Source organism: Halomarina oriensis (assembly GCF_009791395.1).
Lineage (GTDB): Archaea > Halobacteriota > Halobacteria > Halobacteriales > Haloarculaceae > Halomarina > Halomarina oriensis.
In genome coordinates, this window is record NZ_WSZK01000019.1 from 1 (window position 1) to 19,104 (window position 19,104).

General features: G+C 60.0%; 11 protein-coding genes and 1 pseudogene. 7 read left to right on the forward strand and 5 right to left on the reverse strand.

The features are described 5' to 3' along the window. Positions 1-297 precede the first annotated feature (297 nt). From GQS65_RS22130 to GQS65_RS12385, 3 genes and pseudogenes are all read left to right on the forward strand, one after another. Positions 298-480 (forward strand): annotated as a pseudogene (locus GQS65_RS22130) (DnaJ domain-containing protein); the annotation flags it as partial. Between the two features lie 594 nt (positions 481-1,074). Beyond that, complete coding sequence (locus GQS65_RS21665; protein WP_233265124.1) at positions 1,075-1,713, forward strand: hypothetical protein; 639 nt, start codon at positions 1,075-1,077, stop codon at positions 1,711-1,713. A gap of 43 nt (positions 1,714-1,756) precedes the next feature. Beyond that, on the forward strand, positions 1,757-2,461 hold the full coding sequence (locus tag GQS65_RS12385; RefSeq protein ID WP_158204960.1) for a YqjF family protein: 705 nt from the start codon (positions 1,757-1,759) through the stop codon (positions 2,459-2,461). Positions 2,462-2,470: 9 nt separating this feature from the next. Here the strand turns inward: GQS65_RS12385 and GQS65_RS12390 are convergent, their stop codons facing one another. The 5 genes from GQS65_RS12390 to GQS65_RS12410 all read right to left on the reverse strand — a co-directional run bounded on the left by GQS65_RS12390 (position 2,471) and on the right by GQS65_RS12410 (position 7,628). After that, positions 2,471-3,616, reverse strand: a complete 1,146-nt coding sequence (locus GQS65_RS12390) for a winged helix-turn-helix domain-containing protein (RefSeq protein ID WP_267902912.1) — start codon at positions 3,614-3,616, stop codon at positions 2,471-2,473. A 637-nt stretch (positions 3,617-4,253) separates the two neighbouring features. Next, positions 4,254-5,816: a right-handed parallel beta-helix repeat-containing protein gene (locus tag GQS65_RS12395; protein WP_158204962.1), complete on the reverse strand. Its 1,563-nt coding sequence runs from the start codon at positions 5,814-5,816 to the stop codon at positions 4,254-4,256. Positions 5,817-6,047: 231 nt separating this feature from the next. Next, on the reverse strand, positions 6,048-6,761 hold the full coding sequence (locus GQS65_RS12400) for a DUF7282 domain-containing protein (protein WP_449271795.1): 714 nt from the start codon (positions 6,759-6,761) through the stop codon (positions 6,048-6,050). Then, positions 6,712-6,948: a MarR family transcriptional regulator gene (locus GQS65_RS12405; RefSeq protein ID WP_158204964.1), complete on the reverse strand. Its 237-nt coding sequence runs from the start codon at positions 6,946-6,948 to the stop codon at positions 6,712-6,714. The genes GQS65_RS12400 and GQS65_RS12405 overlap by 50 nt, the downstream gene beginning before the upstream one ends. A gap of 317 nt (positions 6,949-7,265) precedes the next feature. Continuing rightward, a complete protein-coding gene (locus GQS65_RS12410; protein ID WP_158204965.1) occupies positions 7,266-7,628 on the reverse strand; it encodes a hypothetical protein in 363 nt (120 codons plus the stop codon). Between the two features lie 149 nt (positions 7,629-7,777). On the opposite strand from GQS65_RS12410, the gene GQS65_RS12415 reads away from it, so the two are divergent. From GQS65_RS12415 to GQS65_RS12430, 4 genes are all read left to right on the forward strand, one after another. After that, complete coding sequence (locus tag GQS65_RS12415) at positions 7,778-8,998, forward strand: hypothetical protein (RefSeq protein WP_158204966.1); 1,221 nt, start codon at positions 7,778-7,780, stop codon at positions 8,996-8,998. Positions 8,999-9,096: 98 nt separating this feature from the next. Beyond that, complete coding sequence (locus GQS65_RS12420; RefSeq protein ID WP_158204967.1) at positions 9,097-12,354, forward strand: VirB4 family type IV secretion system protein; 3,258 nt, start codon at positions 9,097-9,099, stop codon at positions 12,352-12,354. A gap of 696 nt (positions 12,355-13,050) precedes the next feature. After that, positions 13,051-17,217 (forward strand): type IV secretory system conjugative DNA transfer family protein, encoded by a 4,167-nt coding sequence (locus tag GQS65_RS12425; RefSeq protein ID WP_158204968.1) that lies wholly within the window; start codon positions 13,051-13,053, stop codon positions 17,215-17,217. A 358-nt stretch (positions 17,218-17,575) separates the two neighbouring features. Continuing rightward, on the forward strand, positions 17,576-18,799 hold the full coding sequence (locus GQS65_RS12430; protein WP_158204969.1) for a phage NrS-1 polymerase family protein: 1,224 nt from the start codon (positions 17,576-17,578) through the stop codon (positions 18,797-18,799). Positions 18,800-19,104: the final 305 nt, after the last annotated feature.

Sequence of the window (19,104 nt, forward strand, 5' to 3'; positions counted from 1 at the left end):
CGGGTGACTGGCGCTCCAGTGGATTGAGCACGTATGCTGGCAGGTCTGATGGGGCAGGGGGTCGGCTGGCTGGCTCCGCCATCGTTACCCCACACGTTCCGAACCGATATCAGATTGTGGGGTAACTATCGGTTCCACAGCCCTATCACCGAACACAGAGTTATATACGGGGTGAACAATACGTTCACACAACCCGACCACAGCACCGCTTGACACTGCAACAGGGTTCAGGTGTCTCACAGACGGGAACGTGCCGGTAGTCCCGGTGCCCGTGAGACCACAGCGCGCTGCCCACCCATGACCGAGTCGCACTACGAGGTTCTCGGTGTTCGCCCGGATGCATCCGCTGATGAAATCAAACGGGCATATCGGCAGAAAGCCAAGCGATTCCACCCTGACCGAAACGACTCGCCTGTCGCTCGCGAACGGTTCACACGGATTCAAGAGGCCAAAGAGACACTCCTCGATGCTGAACGACGCCGTCACTACGATCGTCGTCGCCACCACCAATCGTCGGCGACTGCTGCATCTCCAACCGAAACCCCCCAACACGCCCGAAACGCGTCACCGTCGTCTCGAGATGCAACCCACACTCACGGCCATCATGAAGCCCGCCGCGAGGACGGATGGAATCATTCCACCGCCCAGCAGTCGTGGACAGCGCACCAAGGCCCCTCGAAGAGTTCAGTCAGTCACCGAGTCGATGATCTCCGCACCGGCTACCGCCAAGCGTCTCGCTGGTTTTCGTCCTGGACCAAATCCACCGATGCTATCTCACGACTGCTCACAGACGCAGCAGCCTCTCCGACGCTTCACCGCCTCGGTGTAGCGTTCACGCTGGTGCTGGTGGTGGACTGGATTGCATCGACGAGCAGTAGTATCGCACTTAGATCGCGTCTCGAACTCGCAGTCTTGTTGGCAAGCCTCGTTGTAAGCTACGGAGCCTACCCGCATCTCAACTCGATGCACAGAACGCAAACGTCGTCCTCTGATCGGTCGGCTTCAAGGGGCCACCCTCCTGTATGGCCGATTGCGCTACTGCCCCTATGTGGATCTGGACTCCTCGGAGTCGCCATGCTTCGCGGTGCCCCGACTGCTGGGGTAGCGTTCATCTACGTCTCGGTGGTATACGCAGTGCTCATCGTTCTGAGTGGGTGTGTCGCCACGACGCTTCTCTTAGCGACCCTTCATCGAACGTTCTCTGGCGCCCTACGTCTCTCTCAATCGGTTCGGCTCGGGGTACAATTGGGTTTGGGTGGCACATTCTTCGTACTGTTCACACGATACGCAGGTGAAGCCGCACTCTCCGTTGTCCTCCAGTCGACGATTGGTAACGAAGCGAGCCTCACACCCTGGATTCCGGGAATCACAGTCGGGCCGTTCTTCCTTGGAGCGCTCTTGAATTTTCTCGTGGCCACTGTCGTGCTCGCGAGCCTTCTCGGTGGCATCGGGATGGCATTGTGGTACCTCTCTGTCGTTCCATGGCGTGACCGAAACAAAGACAAATCTCAGGTACAGCCCACCGCGTGGAATCTGGCTGCTGTCACTCCCCTGGTGACGTTTCTGTGGTTCATTCTGGCAGGGGTGCCAGCGGTCGATCTCTGGATCATCGTCCTCGACCTGCCACTGATGATGGCCAGTGCCTGTGTGCTGCCCTCGGTACTTGTCGGGTTCTATCTCCTTCGCCGCCGATTTGCGACGCATCTCGACTGACCGCTGTCCACAGGTCTTTGTCGGTTCCGGTCCCACTGTGCCCATGAGTGGCCAGATATCGCTCCGTGGGCGTGACGTGTTGTTTGCCCACTGGCCTATCCCACCCGAACGCATCGAATCCCGTGTCCCCGACGTCTTAACCGTCGATACGTTCGAAGGTGATGCCTGGCTTGGCGTGCAGGCGTTCGAGGTCTTCGAGACTGGTCTCACTTCCCTTCCGTTCTCGCTCCCACAGTCGTTTCTCCAGTTGACTTTCCGAACCTATGTCCGACACGAAGGATTGACTGGGGTCTACTTCTTCAGCTCGGATACCAGCGATCGACTCGGAACGACGTTGGGGAAACAGTTCCTCCGCGTTCCGTTGTACAACGCGGACATGACGCTGACGAGAGAGGCCGAAACCAGAGTGTTCCGAAGTCGTCGGACACAGTCTGGAGCCGCGCCCGTCAGATTCGACGCGACTTACCGACCCACTGGCGACACATCTCAGGCAACTTCCGGCTCTCTGGAAGAATTCTTTGCGGAACGCCATCGATATTTTTCGGTGTCGGAAGCTTCTGGGAACGAGGTGTTCGTTGGGGAGGTCGGTCGCGATCCCTGGAGCCTCTCAGATGTCGACGTGACGATTCGTCGGAACACGCTCTTTCGAGCACTCGGGCTTGACACCCCGGACTCCACTCCTGCTTTCTCATACAGCCCCGAGTTCACGTCCACGACCTCTCGCCCACGACCAGCCACGAGGACCTGATGTGGCTACTCACCTCTTAACGACGTCCTGTAGTTCCGTGAGCTTGCTCCGCAGTTCGCTGTCCTCGAGTGCAGATCGAATGCCATCGACCGCGTACCGCGTCGGAGAGTCGGCTTCTTCCCAGAGGTCGTCGATTGTCTCAACCACCCACTCGGCGAACTGCTCGTCTTCCGAAACGATACCCGCATCGTGGTCTTCCCGTTCGGAATACGCTGCGACCATCACAGCGCCGTCATAGTATCCGAAACCGAAGGTCAGCGACTCTGGATGGATTCGCACGTCGAGGTTCGGAGCGAGGAACGCCCCCGCTAGGTAGTGGGCGTTGCCCGGGGTACGCATCTCCCGGTACGACTCTTGATCGAAGATAATCTGCATCTGGGTTCCGGAGTCAACGAGCGACCCGAACACGTCGTACATGACCGCACTGAATATTGGAACGACTGTCCGCACGTCTCTGAGTTTTCGAGTCCCTTGATGAGCCTCCCGGAGTTTGGTGAGATCGATGACTGCGTTGAGCGCTGCGTGAGGCTCTTGACCTGTCGAGACAACGAGATCCGATTCGCTCAAAATTCCCCTCGGTATATCGAGACTCCGCTGGCCGAATCGCCGGAGGAACGGAGCCTTCGCCTGTGTTTGCTCTGCCGTTTCGAGAAGCTGCAGGAACGTCATGATAGCTTCGTCACCGTTCGACGTGGTCGTATACGCTCCGCTCGTAGTTCGGACCACCCAGTCGCGCTCCTCGAATCCACGCAGAGCTCGGCGGACCGTCGATTTCGATACCGAGTCTCCAACCAGTTCTCTCGACCGAAGTGGCTCCGCGTTGAGTGCCTTCAGTAGCCCTGCGCGATGAGTCGAACCAGCCAAATAAGCGAGGCCGTCGCGTCCGATGGTCTCCATCGCCCAGTCGTAATCCCTGAGCAGTAGCTCGCCGCCGCCAGTCACGCTGTACTTGCCCTCATCTCTGTACAGCAGACCACAATCGACGAGCGGGTCGAGCTGCCGGTAGACGGTCGATCTCGACACCGAACAGTGCTGCGCCAACTCGCCCGGTTTGGACCCGTCTTTTCGGAGCGCTCGAGTAAGGCGTATTGTCTCGGATTCCGTACTGGTCTCCGTCGAACCTACGAGGCGATGGACCAGTGCTCTTGGTTCCATCACAGCAGATATCGGGACGGGGTTTCAGCCAATAAACCTATTTTACGATTCGTCTTCACGAAACTCACTCGAAGGCCCGGTTCAAGCCCTGCAACACTGTCCGAGTCGGTGACGCCATCACGGACCCGGTCGCTTTTAATTTCGTGATGGTTCTGTCTGTGGTCGCTGGCTACTGGGGTGAACTCAGTGGCCGATAAAGACGGTGGGTGCACCCGCTGCGAGTCGTGCAGTCGTCTCTGGAGAGACGACGAACTGACCGAGACGATTCCAGAGGTCCTTGCCAGCTCCGGCTGGTCTGTGTCGCTCTGTCCGACCTGCCTCGTCGTATACGAGTACACCCCCGTCGACAGCAGATGTTTCCGCTGTGGGTCCTTGTTCGATTCAGCGGCTGACAGTCACCGCTTCGAAATCGGGTTTCCACTCACTGATTCAGACGGGCCACTGGGAATGGTTGCGGGTGAGATGTGTGGGGAGTGCGCTCAACAGGTCGGACTCGACGTTCTGTACACGGGAATCCGAAGCAGGGCCGGACCCCGAAACCGGCTAGTACAGGCTCTCATCAAGCAAGAAAAGGTGAACCAGCGTCCAATCAGTTGAATACTGAGTTCCTTCTGGTTCGTTCGGAGCGCGACATCGTTCAATCGAGGAGGAACTTCGCTAGAAGCATCGGCCCAATCGCGACGATGGCTACGAGCAGTAGTACGACTCCGACCACGACCGCGCCGATACCACCGAGCAGGCCCCCGGTCGCTCCGACGATGTCCGGTGCAGCCGGAACTCCGTTCTGGAGCGCGAGTATCTGGTCGTATAGTGGTGGTCGATTCGTCGGGTCGATCTCGGTACACGAAGGTTCCGACAACTGAATTCCGGAGGTCGCTCCGCCGTTCGGCATCTGGATGCAGACTCCCACTCCGACCGCTTGTCGTCCATCGATGTCAATCGCAGCACCGTCTCCGTTCCCAGTCAGTCGAACGTTTTCGAGGTACATCCCGTGGGGATCTGCTGGTCTCTCGAAGTCGTTCATGAATGACGACCCCGGCCGTTCTGCCCGTATCGATGGATCATCCGTCTGGTTCACGATAACCGTGTTACGAACGATGACTCCACCGTGTGATCCGTCGACGTGGATGTGTCCAATCGACCCGCCTGTCGAGCGCACGTCAATGCGGCAGTTTTCGACTAAACCGCCTGCTCGATTCCTCCCAGCGTCAGTAATCGCTGACGATGACTCCCAAACGATGGCGTTCATCCCCATCGTCTCCGGCGTGAGGACTCGGTTAGTTCGATTGGCCTGCTCTCGATCGAGAATTATAGTACAGTTTCGGACCCATGACTCTCCCCCGCCGACTCTGAGACTCGACGCGAAATTATTCCGAAATACACAGTTATCGAATCGGTGTCCACCCGGGGTGCGCGAGATGTACGTACAGCCGTCTCCACCAGCGTTTTCGAACCGAGAATTCCTGATATACCAGAATCCACGATGTTGCCCCCACGACGCAAGCGTCGAGTCGTTCTCCGCGTGTCCTCCGACGACCGTCGGGCTGGTCTTGACGAACCCATCGGTGATAGCTACGCCATCGTCTTCGGTCACCTGCACAGTCAGGGACCACTCTTGGCGATTGAACTGCTCGCCGTCGCCGGTGTTCCCTTCTGCGGGCGAGAGGCCTGTGTGGTGAACGTTCTGAATCAACAGTCCGTCCGCGATTGTCACAGTCAGTCCGACCGCATTCCGGCCGTCGCGTCCATTGTGCATCGTGAGATTCTGGAAACGGACATTCCGACCACCGTTGATATCGACCAACGGCTTGTTGCCGCCAGTGGTTATCAGTCTGACATCGTTTGGACTCTCGCCAGTTCCTCGAAGCGTCCAGTTACGAACAGTCCCAGTGAGCGTCCGCGGAACCACATACGTCCCTGGTGGTAGCTCGACGGTCGTGTTGTCCCGCAGTCGAATCGCCTCCTGTCGTATTTCGTATACCGGCTCCACAGGATCGATGCCGTGCGAGACATCTACGCCGTAGTCACTTGCCTCACGTCTGTGGAGGTCGTCGTCGAGATCGACTTTCCGAACGTGATGGACCGACCGTGACTCTCCGTGGTCAAGTCGGTCGGTGAGCGCTTGCTGTAGAACCTCTAGATGTGTGTCCACGCCGTGTGTGGGATCGGGTGAACCGAGTTCGTCGATATTCTCACGCATCACATCGACAGAGTTCGGACCAGGGCCCGGGAGTGTGTACGTCCGAGCAGACTTGGTGAGACCTGATGAGGGAAGTTCGACGACGCCCGAACCACTATCCACTGCACCGTTGTGTGTTCCTGCCGATGCTCTGCCACTGGTCGCAAGGAGTGTCGCCCCGAGACCAGCGGTCTTCAAAAATCGCCGTCGGGTGAATTGTTGCCGCTTGTTAGAGGTTTCGTGCATACGCTCTCACCCCGACCGCCTGATGGCGACGAGCACGAGTGCCGTACACCCCACGAACACGCACCCAACTGCGAGCCCAACGAGGTCTGAATCGGTCAACCCACCGGTGCTCGAGTTGCTGCTGGCACGTGGTTCGTCGGATTGCTCGACAACGGAACCCGGAGTAGGGGCCACATCCCAACTGACGGTCTCCGTTCGTAGCTTGGGGTCTGAGACGGAACTGACCGTAACTCCGGGTGCTCGGACGAACGCCGTCTCGTCCACGACCTCCCCCCGAGTGTTCCTGTACGGGACGTCGAGTGATTCGTTGTCGAAGTACTCGAACACGCGATCTCCGTCATCATGGTGGGCCACTACTGCTAGCTGGCCGCCCATCTGTGATGTAGCGAGCTCTACAGGCAGCGAGATACGGACGTTTCTGTGCGTTCCCGACTCGAGGTACATTGACACCGTGATTGGCGACTGAACATCGTCGAACACGTACCTTGACCCGTGAACGACAACGAAGCCACCGTCAGGGAGCGCTACTTGCTCCACGACTACGCTCCCGTTGTCTATCGTCTGATCGTTGAACGTGACTCCCGCTCTTCGTGGTTCGTCGGCCTCTGTCCCACTTCCGAGGCACAATGTCGCAAGGAATGCAGTGGCCGTGAGAAGTACCAGTAGTGTCCTAACCGTCGCTTTGGTCCCCCGCAACGTCCTCGAACGTCGGGGCCTCATCGGTGATCTCCCACAACGAGGTCTGCTCGTGGATATTTCTGATCCACCCGCGTGCTTCCATCAACTGCAATCGGTTGTAGACGTGGGTTCGGGAAACATCCGCTTTTGAGACGATGTAGCCCTGTGTCGCCCGCCCCTCGTGGAGGACTCGCAGGATTGCTTCGTCGGCAGGGGTGAGGTCCGACATGAGGCGAGTGTTCTTCAGGGTGAGCAATATGTCCTTTCGTTCGGTCGAGTCGGTCACACGGTTCCTCCACCTGATAGACCACTGCCGTTTTCGTACAACGGCACTGTGTGAACGATACGTTCTTACACATCGTGTGAACGATATATAGTGAACGAAACGTAAACCTTTTCGATGGTGGGGTGATTGACTCTCGTATGCGACGAGATAGCATTCAACTCGTAGTTCGAGGAATTGGACGCCTCAAGCAACCACTCGCAGCGTTCAGTCGGACCGGCAGACGATTCGATAGGGTTGTCGATGGTTGGCTGGCCCAACTGTCAGTCCACGGACTCCGCCTCGTCGGTGGGGGGTCGCTTGCGCTCACGGTCGTTGCCGGTCTCGTAATCGTGAACATGGTTACGCCAACCGTTGCCGCTCAAAGCGCCGGCGAAGCCGAAGAAATCATGTGCCAGACGGGCGCTGGGTCTGCAATCACCTTCGCGTTTGGACTCATCGCACTGCTGCTGCTGATTGTTGCTGGCTACCGAGGGGCAATGGGTCTGAACAAACTCGGGAGCAGCCGCTCTGACAAGAAGCGAGAAGGCCAGGGCCAGATCAAGGGCGCTGGCTACTCGCTCGGGGGGGGTGTTCGCACTGATCGCGTTCCCACCGTTGCTGGAACAGATTGGAATGGCAACCATCTCCTGTGTGTCGTTCGCGCCGTTCTGAACTGATGGTTCGATGGCGCGATGTTCTCGTAGCCGGGGTCTCAGTCGTCGCCGTAGCGACGTTGCTGGTGACTGCTAGTGCTCCTGCCGCGGGTTCCTCCTTCGTCCTCACGGATGCCCCGTTGAGCGTTCAGCAGAACGCATCAAACAACACCACGGTCGGACCAAACGGTACTGGCGGTAGTCCCACCGGCGGTGGAATCGGTATCGGCATCGGCAACCCTGCGGATCTGTTCATGGACATTCTCTCGGAGTTCGTAGAGGTGCTGCTCGGTGTCGGCGAGGGGACGATCGATCTGTTCAACACGTTCGTGTTCCAGATCCCGGCTCCCGGTGTCGCTTCACAACCCGAAACGTGGACCGACCCGAACAACGGTCTGTGGGGCGGGGTCTACGGAGCGATGGGGACCACCGTCGCGCTCGGCGTGGTGATGATTGCTGGGGCTGTCGGGGTGTCATTCCTTCACGGCGACCAGCGCTCGCGTCGCGCCGCCTGGCGACGATGTGGGTTAGCGAGTCTTCTGTTGTTGCTGGGCATCGCCGTGCCTGCCATCGTGTTGCATGCGACGAACGCGGTCGTCTCGGCACTCGCTCCTTCTGGTAGTGAATTCTTCCAGACGCCGGGAAACGTCGGCAAACTCGGCGCTGGAGTCGGGTTAGCGCTGGTCCTCGGCATCCTACAGACGGCAGCGGTCGGGGGTGCCATCGTGGTGCTGATGCTTGAACGGATGCTCGTCTACATGACGGTCTATCTGTGGCCGCTGGCATGGGCGTGCTACGCGTGGGACGGGTTCGTGAAGTCGCTCGGACAGACAATCATCTACCTCTTCGGTGTCGTCGTCGCGATGAAACTCGTCCAGGCGCTCGTCGTTCGCTTACTGTTCGAACTCCCATGGGGCGAGAGCGTCTCGACCTCGGTTGCGGCGACGGGGATGACTGTCGCCGGTCTCGGCTTCGCATTGATTCTGTTCCCGAAAGCGATGCTTGACCACGCCAATGATGCGGCCTCCGTCTCGTTGGGTCTGAACTCTGCCCACCGCCAGGGCGGAAAATACGTCGAGACATCGATGCAGCGAGGGTATGAGCGAATACACGATTCTTACACGACCTACCGAGGAGTGACTGAGAGCGACGACACCGAGAGCGCCATCGGACGTCAAAGCGGCCGCGACAGACTACCACCCGGGAACAAGGAAAATTTGCCAGCCTCTCGCGAGCACTTCGGAGAGGGGTGGGTGGTCGGTGGGTACACGCCGAGTGACGATGTCGGCCCTGAAGGATTGGACGCGAGTGAACTGGAAGAGCAACGTTCGCACATCGACCGTGATAGAGGATACCAATAATGCATTCATCAGATTCGACGACGCCAGGCCAGAGCAGTACCGACACCGCCCCGAACAGGGACCCGACACAGTTGGTCCCACCATGGATTGACTCAGGAATGCGAATCAGAGGCATCCCAGCCCGGACGGTCGCTTATAGCCTCCCGGGACTTGGGCTGATTCTTCTTGCAGTGTATATTCTCCTCTTCGTCGGGTCGTTCGCCCTCGCGGGCCCGCTGTTCGGATTTGGCGTCTTGGTGGCGGTTCTGGGCGGAGGCATCGCGACAACGACCGAGTACACCGAAACGACTGCAGCCGATCGGCTAATCGCACCGCTTCGATTTCGGCAGCTCCGTCGCAAACTTCCGTTTACCCACGAGGTGGCCACGCAGGTACACGGCGTTGAGCGAATCTTCGACGATGGCACCGCTGAAATGACCGACGGTCGTCTCGTCGGTCTCGTCCGTCTGGAGGGTCGGAATACCGACTTACAGACCGACGATGAGGCCCGCCCGATGATCGGCCGTCTTCGGACAGCAATCGACGAGGACGTCGCCGACTTCTCGTTTCGGCTCTACTCGACGAGTCTCACGTTTGACCCCGCCGAAATCACGGAGCCGTATGAACAACAGTGGCACGCTGGATACTCCGGTGAAGCGTGGCGTCGGATGCGGCGATATCTGCGCACACTCACCAACTGGGAGACGGCAATCTCCGAGGAGTTATGGGATGCCCGTGACTGGAAGCATTACGCTGTCGTCTCCGTCTCACCGGACGACGAGAACCTCTCGCTCCCTTCTTTCGATGACGAGCTTATCGATGAATCGAGGCTTGAAGCACTCAGACGCCGCCAAATGCAACGGGAAGTACAGGACCGACTTCGGAAGCTCGGCGGAGCCTTTCAACAAGTTCCAGGTGTTTCGGCCGAGAGTATCGGCCCAGCAGAACACGCAACGCTCCTTGCTAGACGTTGGTCGGGGACTGAGCATAGCTTCGATGACGAATCTGTCAGCGATCCCGTCGACGTCGCTGTCTGGCCTCCGGTTGACCACCCCGTGAGGAGCCAACAGCCAGACCAGACGGCCACACACCAGCCAGGTGCAGTCGCGGCCGATTCGACGCTCGATGATAGAAGCGGTGGCATCGCTGCTGTGACAACTCCTCGAGGACCATCAGCAGCCCATCGGGGCTCCGTTGAACGACCGACGACTGATGGTGGCTCGCAACCGGCTATGGATCGCTCGCTCGACGGAACGTCAGTCGCGAGTAGTACACGAGCACACGCCAATGATGCTGTCGCCACGGAACTCTCCGAAGAGGAACAGCAGGACGCGTCGTTTTTCGCTCGTCTCCGAGACGGCCTGTTCACCACCATCCCATTTGGCGATTCTGACTCCTCTGGTGAGCGAACAAATCGCCTTGCCGACCTGCTCGCTCCATCGACCTACGACGCCCGAGAGGGGCACGTTTGCTGTGGTGAGCAGTTTGCACGGACCTACTGGATTGCCTCGTGGCCGACCCAACCACGCGAGAAATTCCTCCGAGAACTGTACACGCTGCGTGGTGTCGATGTCGAGGTGACGTTGCGCTGTGAGTCGCGCAAGAAAGCCACCGTCATGGACGAATTGAAAGACACGATTGGAGAGGTTGATGCGGACATCGCCGAACGGCGGGAGGCGAACGACATCACGGCGATGCTGGAGGAACGTGACATGGACCCGTACACTGAGATGTTCATTCTGCTCCACGAGACACCTGCACAGCCGTGGGAACTCACTGGGTACGTAACCGTCCGAGCAGGAACTCGACGGGCGCTTGACCGCGCCGAAGAGTATCTCGAAGACGACCTGCTCACCGAACAACAGGTTTCACTCGATCTCACAAAGCGGCAAGCACTTGACGACGCCTGTAGCTCTGTTACCGACGTACTCGAAAGAACGCCGGCCCAACTCACAGCGGTCACATCCGACCACCGGCAGGACGCGCTGTTCAAGTCGAGTGCGCCGACCGGCCGAGACGTGTATGCCGAGCAATCCTGGCGAACTCGGTCTTCACTGACACTCTCCGGAACCATCGCAGCAGCTTTCCCACCGGTCGCACCCACAATTCGACAGGACGATGGGGTGATGTGTGGCCGACTCGCGAGCAACGGCTCTGCAGTCGTCGCTGACGGATTCGAGCCTGGTCCTGGCCATCAACTGGTCGTCGGTGACTCGGGGAGCGGGAAGACGACGTTCGTCGAAAAGAAGGTGCTTCGCTGGTGGGCACAAGCGGACGACCGGACGCTTATTCTATGCGATACGATGGGCGAATTTGCCGGTCTGACCGAACTCTGTAACGGGCAGCGAATCACGCTCGATGGCTCTCAGATCATCAACCCGTTGCACATCGAGGCGACACCCGAGACGATACTGCAGCATCTGGATGTGGCCCCATTTGAAATGAAGTTCCAAGAGGCGGTCAACTTCGTCCTCAGCGTTATCGCACCGGACCCGACACTTGCGGACCGCTTCGCACCGCTTGTCAAGGATGCAATCAGAGCGACGTATCGACAGGCAGGGGTCATTCCGCGTGAGCCGAGCACGCACCGGCCAGAGAACAGTCCGACGATGGCGGACCTTCGCGCGACGGTTCGGGATATGGGTGAGAACCCGAGCCAGTACGTCTCTTCCCGACTCGAGGAGCAAGAAATCACCACGAACGCAGGACCGTTGCTCCGTCGATTGAGCGGGTTTGCTGAAGACGGTGACATGCGAGCCTTGACCGGCGAATCTGAGGCACGAATCGAACCTGGTAGCGTAACATATCTCGATCTCCAGCAGATCGAGGGACTTGGCTCTGCAGCCGACAAAAGCACGATGCTAATGTTGATGCTCGGACAGGTTTATCAGGCGGTCAAGCGCGCACCGGGACGAACGGTGTTCGTCATCGACGAAGCACACTATCTCCTCCAAAGTCGCGAAATGCTCGGATGGTTACAGCAAGCGGCCCGCCACTGGCGCCACTACGACGCCGGATTGTGGTTCGTCAGTCAACACCCATCTGACTTCGTCGATGGGCGCACGCAGGAGATCCAGGAGTATCTCGACGCTATCCGTGGCCAGACCACCACAACGACGTTCTTCTCCACGGATGACTTGACCGACGAGACCGCTACAGCGTACGGACTCAACGACCCGCAGTCATCGTTCATCCGTGGCACGGCGACGCGGGGCGAAGACGGCCTTGGCTACACGGAGTGTCTGATGGGATTCGAAGAGCGTGAGGGTTGGCATCGGCTCCAGATTCGCCTTTCACCGCTCGAACAGCGCGTGTTCGACTACGACCCTGAGACCCACGGCGCGTTCGACCAGCACTTCGATCAACAGACCGGGTGAGCCATGAGCGATGCTTTGTCTGAAGACTCAAGCGACCGATGTACCGACCACCGATCTACCAACGGTACCGAGACGTCTACCAGCGACGCACCGGTTCACTCCCGTAGAGATACTCGAGATATCGAGTGGTGGCAAGAGCAGACGAGTCTCGACTCTCCGGTCCGGTGGACTGGTCGGGCCAGGCGTCGGGCAGTCATCCCTCGAATCATACTCCCGACGGTCCTTGCTGTGCTGGGGGTGACCTGTCTACTATGGATTCGCGCGAACCCGATGACCATCTCGTCCCCGGTCGATTTCGGAATCGACCCCCTCCCGCTGTGGCCCGGGCTACTGGCCGTCGCATTAGTTGGTGGACTGACTGTGGGAGCGACAGTTCTCAATACGTGGACTCGCCGGTATGCGCTAACTGACGAGGCGCTATACCGAAGTGAAGGTTGGTCACGCTGGCGGGAGGTCGAGAAGACGCCGTACACCGCTCTTGAGGAGGTGTCACGCACTACACCGCTATTCGGCCGGCTACTAGGCTACGGCCACCTATCGGTCAAGACAGCGATATACAGCGAACCGTGGCGCTTCGCGGAGGGCCTGTCCACCCCTGAAACACCTCATGGCATCCTCCTCCGGTTGGAGCGGACAGAGCACTCACCAATCGATTTGCGGCCAATCCGGGTTCGAATCACTCCCTCCCACGGGAGTATGGATGCCGAACACGTCGTTGAGCAGGTCTCACGACGGTTCCGAACGACACGCTCGGGACCACCCTCGGTGAACGGCGGTTCGAGTGAGGAATCGATGCCGGTGACGTTCGAGTTGACCGTCGTGAGTACCGGCTTAGACTCTCCCGTCGAGTTCTACTACCGGGCTAGCGAACGGCCCGAGCGACTTCTCGACGAACTCGAAGCAGTTCACCCGCCGACACACACGCTCAAACGCGTCCGCCGAGACTTCGACGCCGAATTCGTCGACACGGTGGAGCTCTCCCATGACGAGTTCTGTACTCAGCTTCATCGCGGTCGTTTGCAGTGTTCATCGGCGGAGGTTGCGGCGCTCACGAACAGCTGCGTGTCACACCGAGATACGCTAGCTATCGAACGACTGCCGACCGTCTCGGAAGCAACTGTCGACGGTCGAGTACTCACGCCGGCCCGGACTGCAGATGGGTCGATACTCGCTCGGCCTGCTCTCGACTCCGACGAGGTTCGGACCATCGAGTGGCAGGCGCGCAAGGACCCCATGGCAATGCTCGAACCGTTCCACGAGGTCGCGTCGACGGATGCGGATGGCCCGACAGCTGACGGCCCACTTGCTGCAGTCGTCGAGACGCTCGCGGAGAGTGACCAGCCTGCGGCACTCAGAGTGGGATTCGCTCACGAACGTGCCTGGTCGGAGGTCGCAAGCAGCCGTATTGAGGCAATCAAAACGGGCGCTGACGCCCGACGGTTCTGGGAGACGATTCCCGAACAGTACGAGCCCACCGACTGGGAGGCTCGAAAGGTCGAAGCAATCGAAGCGAAGCGCAACTATAGCGTCTATCGCGCCACGCTTCGAGGAATGATTCTCTCTGAGGACCACTACTCGGCTCCCGACACCACGTGTGACGACCTCGGTGATGCGTTCTCGTCACTCGACACCGAGCTCTTTCGGCTCGATACGACCACCACGACCGAGTCGACGTCTCGGTTGCGAGGGAGCGAAACTGCCTCGACCACCGTCGAACAGGCACTCGGCCGACCGAATGATATCTCTGACTCTGAGATACTGATGAACGCCGCTGAACTGGCGAACGTCCTCATCACTCCGACCGGTGGGCAACTCTCGACACTTGGCGCACAGCAGACCGAAGCGAACCGAGAGAGCCGGACGCCGCCACTGGGCCTGTCCGCCGATCGTCGCGCACAGTACGTAGATGGGTTCGTTCTTGGTTACCCGGTCGACAATAACGGCGATCCGCTCCTAGAGGCACTGCACCTTCCAGCGCGGCTCCAGTACCGCCATACCCTCATCAGCGATGTGACGGGTGGCGGTAAGAGCACGCTCATGTTGCAGATGGCTCTCTCGCAGTTCGACCAGTGTCGTGGTCCGACCATCATCTTCACATCGAAAGATGGCAGCCTCGCCGACGATTACATGCGTGCTCATGCCGCGACGCACGGGTTCGACAGCCTTGCGGAGGACGTGGTGTACGTCCCGCTGCACGAAGTCCAGCCCGGCCTCTCCGTGTTCGACATTGAACCCCTGCTGGACGTCTGGGCCGATCAGACGACCGAAACGGCGACCGCTCGCGAGGCGGCCGTCCGTGATCGGGTGGCCCGTCACGAGGAGTTCCTGAAACTCGCGCTCGGTGAGACAAAGTACGAACGGGCAGTGACCGTCCCGCAGGTGATTCGAGCGCTGACGGCAGCAATGTACGATGAAGAGCACGGCCTTGAGAACGGCCGGTATCGTGAGTCGACCGATGATTTCGGCTACGACCAACTTCGACACCTCACCCACCAGTTGTGGCAGGCGGGCCCCCCGAACCGTGACCCGACTGCACTCCCGTCGACGAGTGACGAAAACCTCCGCCAACAGTTTCAGAACCTGATCAGCCGAGATGCACGGACGTTTACGAACATTATGGGCGGCGTTGAGACGCGGATGGGGCCTATCGTCGAGGATCCATTCTTACGACGAATGCTTACCGAGACGACATCGACACTCGATTTCCACGATCTCATCCACGAGGACAAAACGATTATTTTCGACGTCGGAAAACTCCGCACCGGCCCTTCACGGACCGTCATCGGGATGCTGTTGACCTGCTTGTACGATGCACTCCGAGCGTCCAGCGAAGCGGTTCGTGCGAAACCCGACGACTACGTTGCTAACGTGTTCGTTGACGAGGGAGGGTCAGATTTGCTGGCTTCGGTTCTGAGTGAGCTCTTGACAAAAGGTCGTGAGTTCCGTCTCTCACTGACACTTGGCGTCCAGTTTCCCGAGCAACTCAAGCAGGACGGTGACCGAGAGGCGTACCTAAGCGCAATTGGGAACATCGGGACTCACATCGTCGGTGGGATCCCGCCCGACGACCAGGTTGCCGAGGCGTTCGCCCACGACGACCTTGATGCGACGGCATTCCGGAACCGTGTGAACTCGTTAGCGGCTAATGAGTGGTTCGTCCGGGTCCCTAGCGCTGACCGAACGCAGGGACCACCAGCCCCGTTCTACGTGCAGGCTCCATCGCTGCCAGCAGGCCATCCTGAAGGCGAGCAGGCCTTGCACGGTGATGACGAACGACGTTACCACTCGGTCCGTCGCCAGATACACGAGCGAGTCGTTAACGAGTACGGAACCAACACCCCTGCAGTCAGTCCCTCTGATGGCCTCCCGGCGGAGCTGACCGACCTGCTCGGTGATGCTGACGGAGACCTTGCAGTGGCGCTCGCACACGTCGTTCGGAGCGCCCAACTGCGCCGAGGCGTTCGTGAGGCCAACGAGTGGATAGATGTTGAGGTGGTTGATCGGCAGTTGCGCCAGCACTACGAGCGTGTCGAGGCTGATTCACCATCGACGGAGACACTGAGTGAACTCCGCGATCGCTCGCCGTTGCTTGATGTCGATATCGACCTCGAACGAGACGCGGTCGTCGTTCGTCTCACAGAGGCGGGCGAACAGTCCGTCACCGCCGAGACGGGTGATACCCGGGCAGCAGGTGGCTCCGGTCACGACGCCCTCGTGTACGCTGCTGAGCGTGCACTCACCGCTGGCGGGTTCGATGTTCACGTCGTTGAGCAGGATGGCAGCGAGCAACCGGATGCGTGGGCCACCCACCCGGACGTACCTCACCGGTTCGCCGTTGAGGCGGAAGCGAGCACCGTCGAGAACCCCCGGAAGGTACTGGCGAATCTCAGAAAGGCACAGGAGGCCGAGGCAGTTCCGCTATTCGTCGTCGACGCCGCTGGTGAGGACGGGACAAAGTGGGCTCGGCGTGTCGAAGGAATCGTCTCACCACCGGTTAACGAGCAAGCAGACGGAACAGTTCGGCTCTACCCGACAGACCGATCGATTACCTTTGGCGGTGGAGCAACCAACGAAGGCGGCACGACGGCTGTTCGACCGGCCACTACGGACGCCAGTAGCCCCACGTGGCGACGCGAGGACGACGGACTGGTGCTCATCAATGATGCCGGCGTCAGCCATGTGCGGGTTGGTGCTCTTGCTGACATCAACAAGTCGGACGTACCGGCGCTGGCTAGCTACGACCCGGTCGACGACGAGTGGGTCGTCTACGACCGTGGCGAGCAGCACACGTACGCCTCAAAAGAGGCCTTGACCGACGACTGGCTCACCATCCCCGAGCCGTTCGTCCCCGAGACGAATCTGCCGATTGAATCGTGCAGAATCGACTACGAAGTTGTTGTTCTCGGTCCAGATGAGTCGATACAGCGCTACGACGATGGACAACTACGACCGTTGACAACGCTCCTCGATGCTCGTGTCGACGACTCCCTCCAGGGCAATACCTCCCCGGCGATAGCGTCGCACCCTCCACGATCCAAGACTGGTTCTGACGCTTCCTCAGATGAGAGCGACGTCGCTCCGTCGGCTTCGAGTGCTGACCAACCACCATCGTTCGCGGCGTTCTTCGAGCAGTGCCTCGTCGAGGCTCCGGAGGCGACCATTCCGAAAGACGATGTCCACGCCGTCTACCAAGAATGGGCGAACCACACCGGCGCCGACGACGCCTCGAAGTCGTGGCTGACAAGACGGCTTCGGGACGTGAGTGATGTCGGCACCTGTCGGGGACGAATTGGTGACGAGCGCGTGCAGCTCTACACCGGCATCGCCCTGTCACCGATGGGCGAGCGGTTTTCCCACTCATGACAGATTCGAATCGACTCACTCTCCCGCAAACCCCCCGACGGAACCGGTGGTCAGGGCATTTTCTCGATAGGGGGGTCCCCCGACGAGGTGGTACTCCGAGTTCCCCGACTGAGACGCCGAGAATCGCCCGAGAGCGCCGGTGGTCAGGGGAATTACTACGCCTCCTATTCCCCGTCCTAGTCCGGTCAGGGCAAAACCACCAGACGGCGAGCCACCGCCCCGGTAGGTCAGCCCAAAACCAACTAGTATTGGGTGGGGGGTGGGCGTTGGTTTTGGACAGAAGAACGAGTGCGCGGCGCGGTGGTGTGTCTCGGTCCCCCAGAGGGGTGGTGGAACACGCATGGAGGAATGTCCTGCAATGAGGGAGGAGTTACACATCGACAGTGGGGTGGTGCCGTCGGCGCTCCGCGACCGCCCTCAGTGGGTGTGCTGGCGGAGCGAACAGCGCGACGACAAATCGACCAAAGTGCCGGTCGACGCGCACACGGGTGAGTATGCCTCGGCGACCGACGCGGGGACGTGGACCGACGTCGAGACGGCCCTCAAGTACGCACGAGACCACGACAGCGTCGACGGGGTAGGATTCGTCTTCACCGAGGATGATTCGTTGGTCGGCGTCGACCTCGATGACTGCCGAGATTCCGACACTGGTGAGCTGAGCGAAAACGCGCGGGCGATCGTCGAACAGCTGGATTCGTACACGGAGGTGAGTCCCTCGGGAACGGGCGTCCACGTTATCGTCCATGGGGCACTGCCCGAGGGACGGAACCGCCACGGTGACGTCGAACTGTACGAGACGGCCCGGTACTTCACCGTTACCGGGGGGTGCCTCGGTGAGCAGCGAGCGATTCACGAGCGGACGGACGAGCTGGCAGCGGTTCACCGCGAGCACGTTGCCCAGGAGACTGAGACGACAGCGGACCACCCGCCGGCAGCCGTCGAGGCATCGGTCTCGGCAGCATCGGCGGGCAACGCGCTCTCGGATGACGACCTCCTTGAGAAAGCCCGGTCAGCCCAGAACGGCCAGAAATTCGGCGCGCTGTGGCAGGGCGATACCAGCGGGTACGACAGCCACTCGGAAGCCGATATGGCGCTGTGTTGTCTGCTGGCGTTCTGGACTGGGCGGGATCAAGGGCGTGTCGACCGGTTGTTCCGTGAATCTGGCCTCCTGCGGGGGAAGTGGGACGAGGTCCACTACGCTGATGGGGCGACCTACGGTGAGCGCACCGTCGAGCGGGCCCTGCAGGTGACGACCGACGCCTACGACCCCGAGCACGCAGGTGAGGACGAGGATACGAGTGACGCCGAAGGCGGCGACGCGACACAGCCGAGTGACCGGAGTCACGCCTATCTCGTCGAGCGCAATCGCCTGCTACGCGAGCAGATTGATCGCCTGGAGACGGACCTCGAGGATGCAGACGAGCGGATTGAGTCGTTGCGAGCGATCGTAGACCAACTCGAAGCCGACCTCACAGAACGCGAACAGACCATCGACACCCTTCGGGAGGACGCACAGTCCCGTGAGTCGCGGGGCGTGTGGGGGCGAGCGAAGCGGGCGTTCGACCGCGATACGCCGGAGTAGGTGTGTCGCGCCCCGAGCGGCGAGGGCGCTCGCGTCCTCACTAACAATGAGTACTGATTCAACACCCTCAACGCCGACAGCGAACCCGTTCGAGAGTGATCAGGCCCACGAGTGGGTCGAGACTGGGGAGGCACCGACGAACACAGCCGTCCAGTCGACCGACAAGGATGGAACGGGAGCATCACCAACGACCGAGCAGCCACTCGGATACACTCGGTGTCCGGGATGTGATGGTCGGGAGTTCGTCTCCCGGCAGTTGGTCTACGAGACCAGAACCGTTTGTGAGGATGGGACGGTGGCAGTCG

Excerpts from the sequence above, each read along its gene's own strand:
- GQS65_RS12430 (WP_158204969.1), top strand. The coding sequence starts at position 17,576 with ATGAGGGAGGAGTTACACATCGACAGTGGGGTGGTGCCGTCGGCGCTC.
- GQS65_RS12390 (WP_267902912.1), bottom strand. The coding sequence starts at position 3,616 with ATGGAACCAAGAGCACTGGTCCATCGCCTCGTAGGTTCGACGGAGACC.
- GQS65_RS12420 (WP_158204967.1), top strand. The coding sequence starts at position 9,097 with ATGCGAATCAGAGGCATCCCAGCCCGGACGGTCGCTTATAGCCTCCCG.
- GQS65_RS21665 (WP_233265124.1), top strand. The coding sequence starts at position 1,075 with ATGCTTCGCGGTGCCCCGACTGCTGGGGTAGCGTTCATCTACGTCTCG.
- GQS65_RS12410 (WP_158204965.1), bottom strand. The coding sequence starts at position 7,628 with ATGGTTGCCATTCCAATCTGTTCCAGCAACGGTGGGAACGCGATCAGT.
- GQS65_RS12405 (WP_158204964.1), bottom strand. The coding sequence starts at position 6,948 with ATGTCGGACCTCACCCCTGCCGACGAAGCAATCCTGCGAGTCCTCCAC.
- GQS65_RS12385 (WP_158204960.1), top strand. The coding sequence starts at position 1,757 with ATGAGTGGCCAGATATCGCTCCGTGGGCGTGACGTGTTGTTTGCCCAC.
- GQS65_RS12395 (WP_158204962.1), bottom strand. The coding sequence starts at position 5,816 with ATGCGTGAGAATATCGACGAACTCGGTTCACCCGATCCCACACACGGC.
- GQS65_RS12425 (WP_158204968.1), top strand. The coding sequence starts at position 13,051 with ATGGATGCCGAACACGTCGTTGAGCAGGTCTCACGACGGTTCCGAACG.
- GQS65_RS12400 (WP_449271795.1), bottom strand. The coding sequence starts at position 6,761 with ATGAGGCCCCGACGTTCGAGGACGTTGCGGGGGACCAAAGCGACGGTT.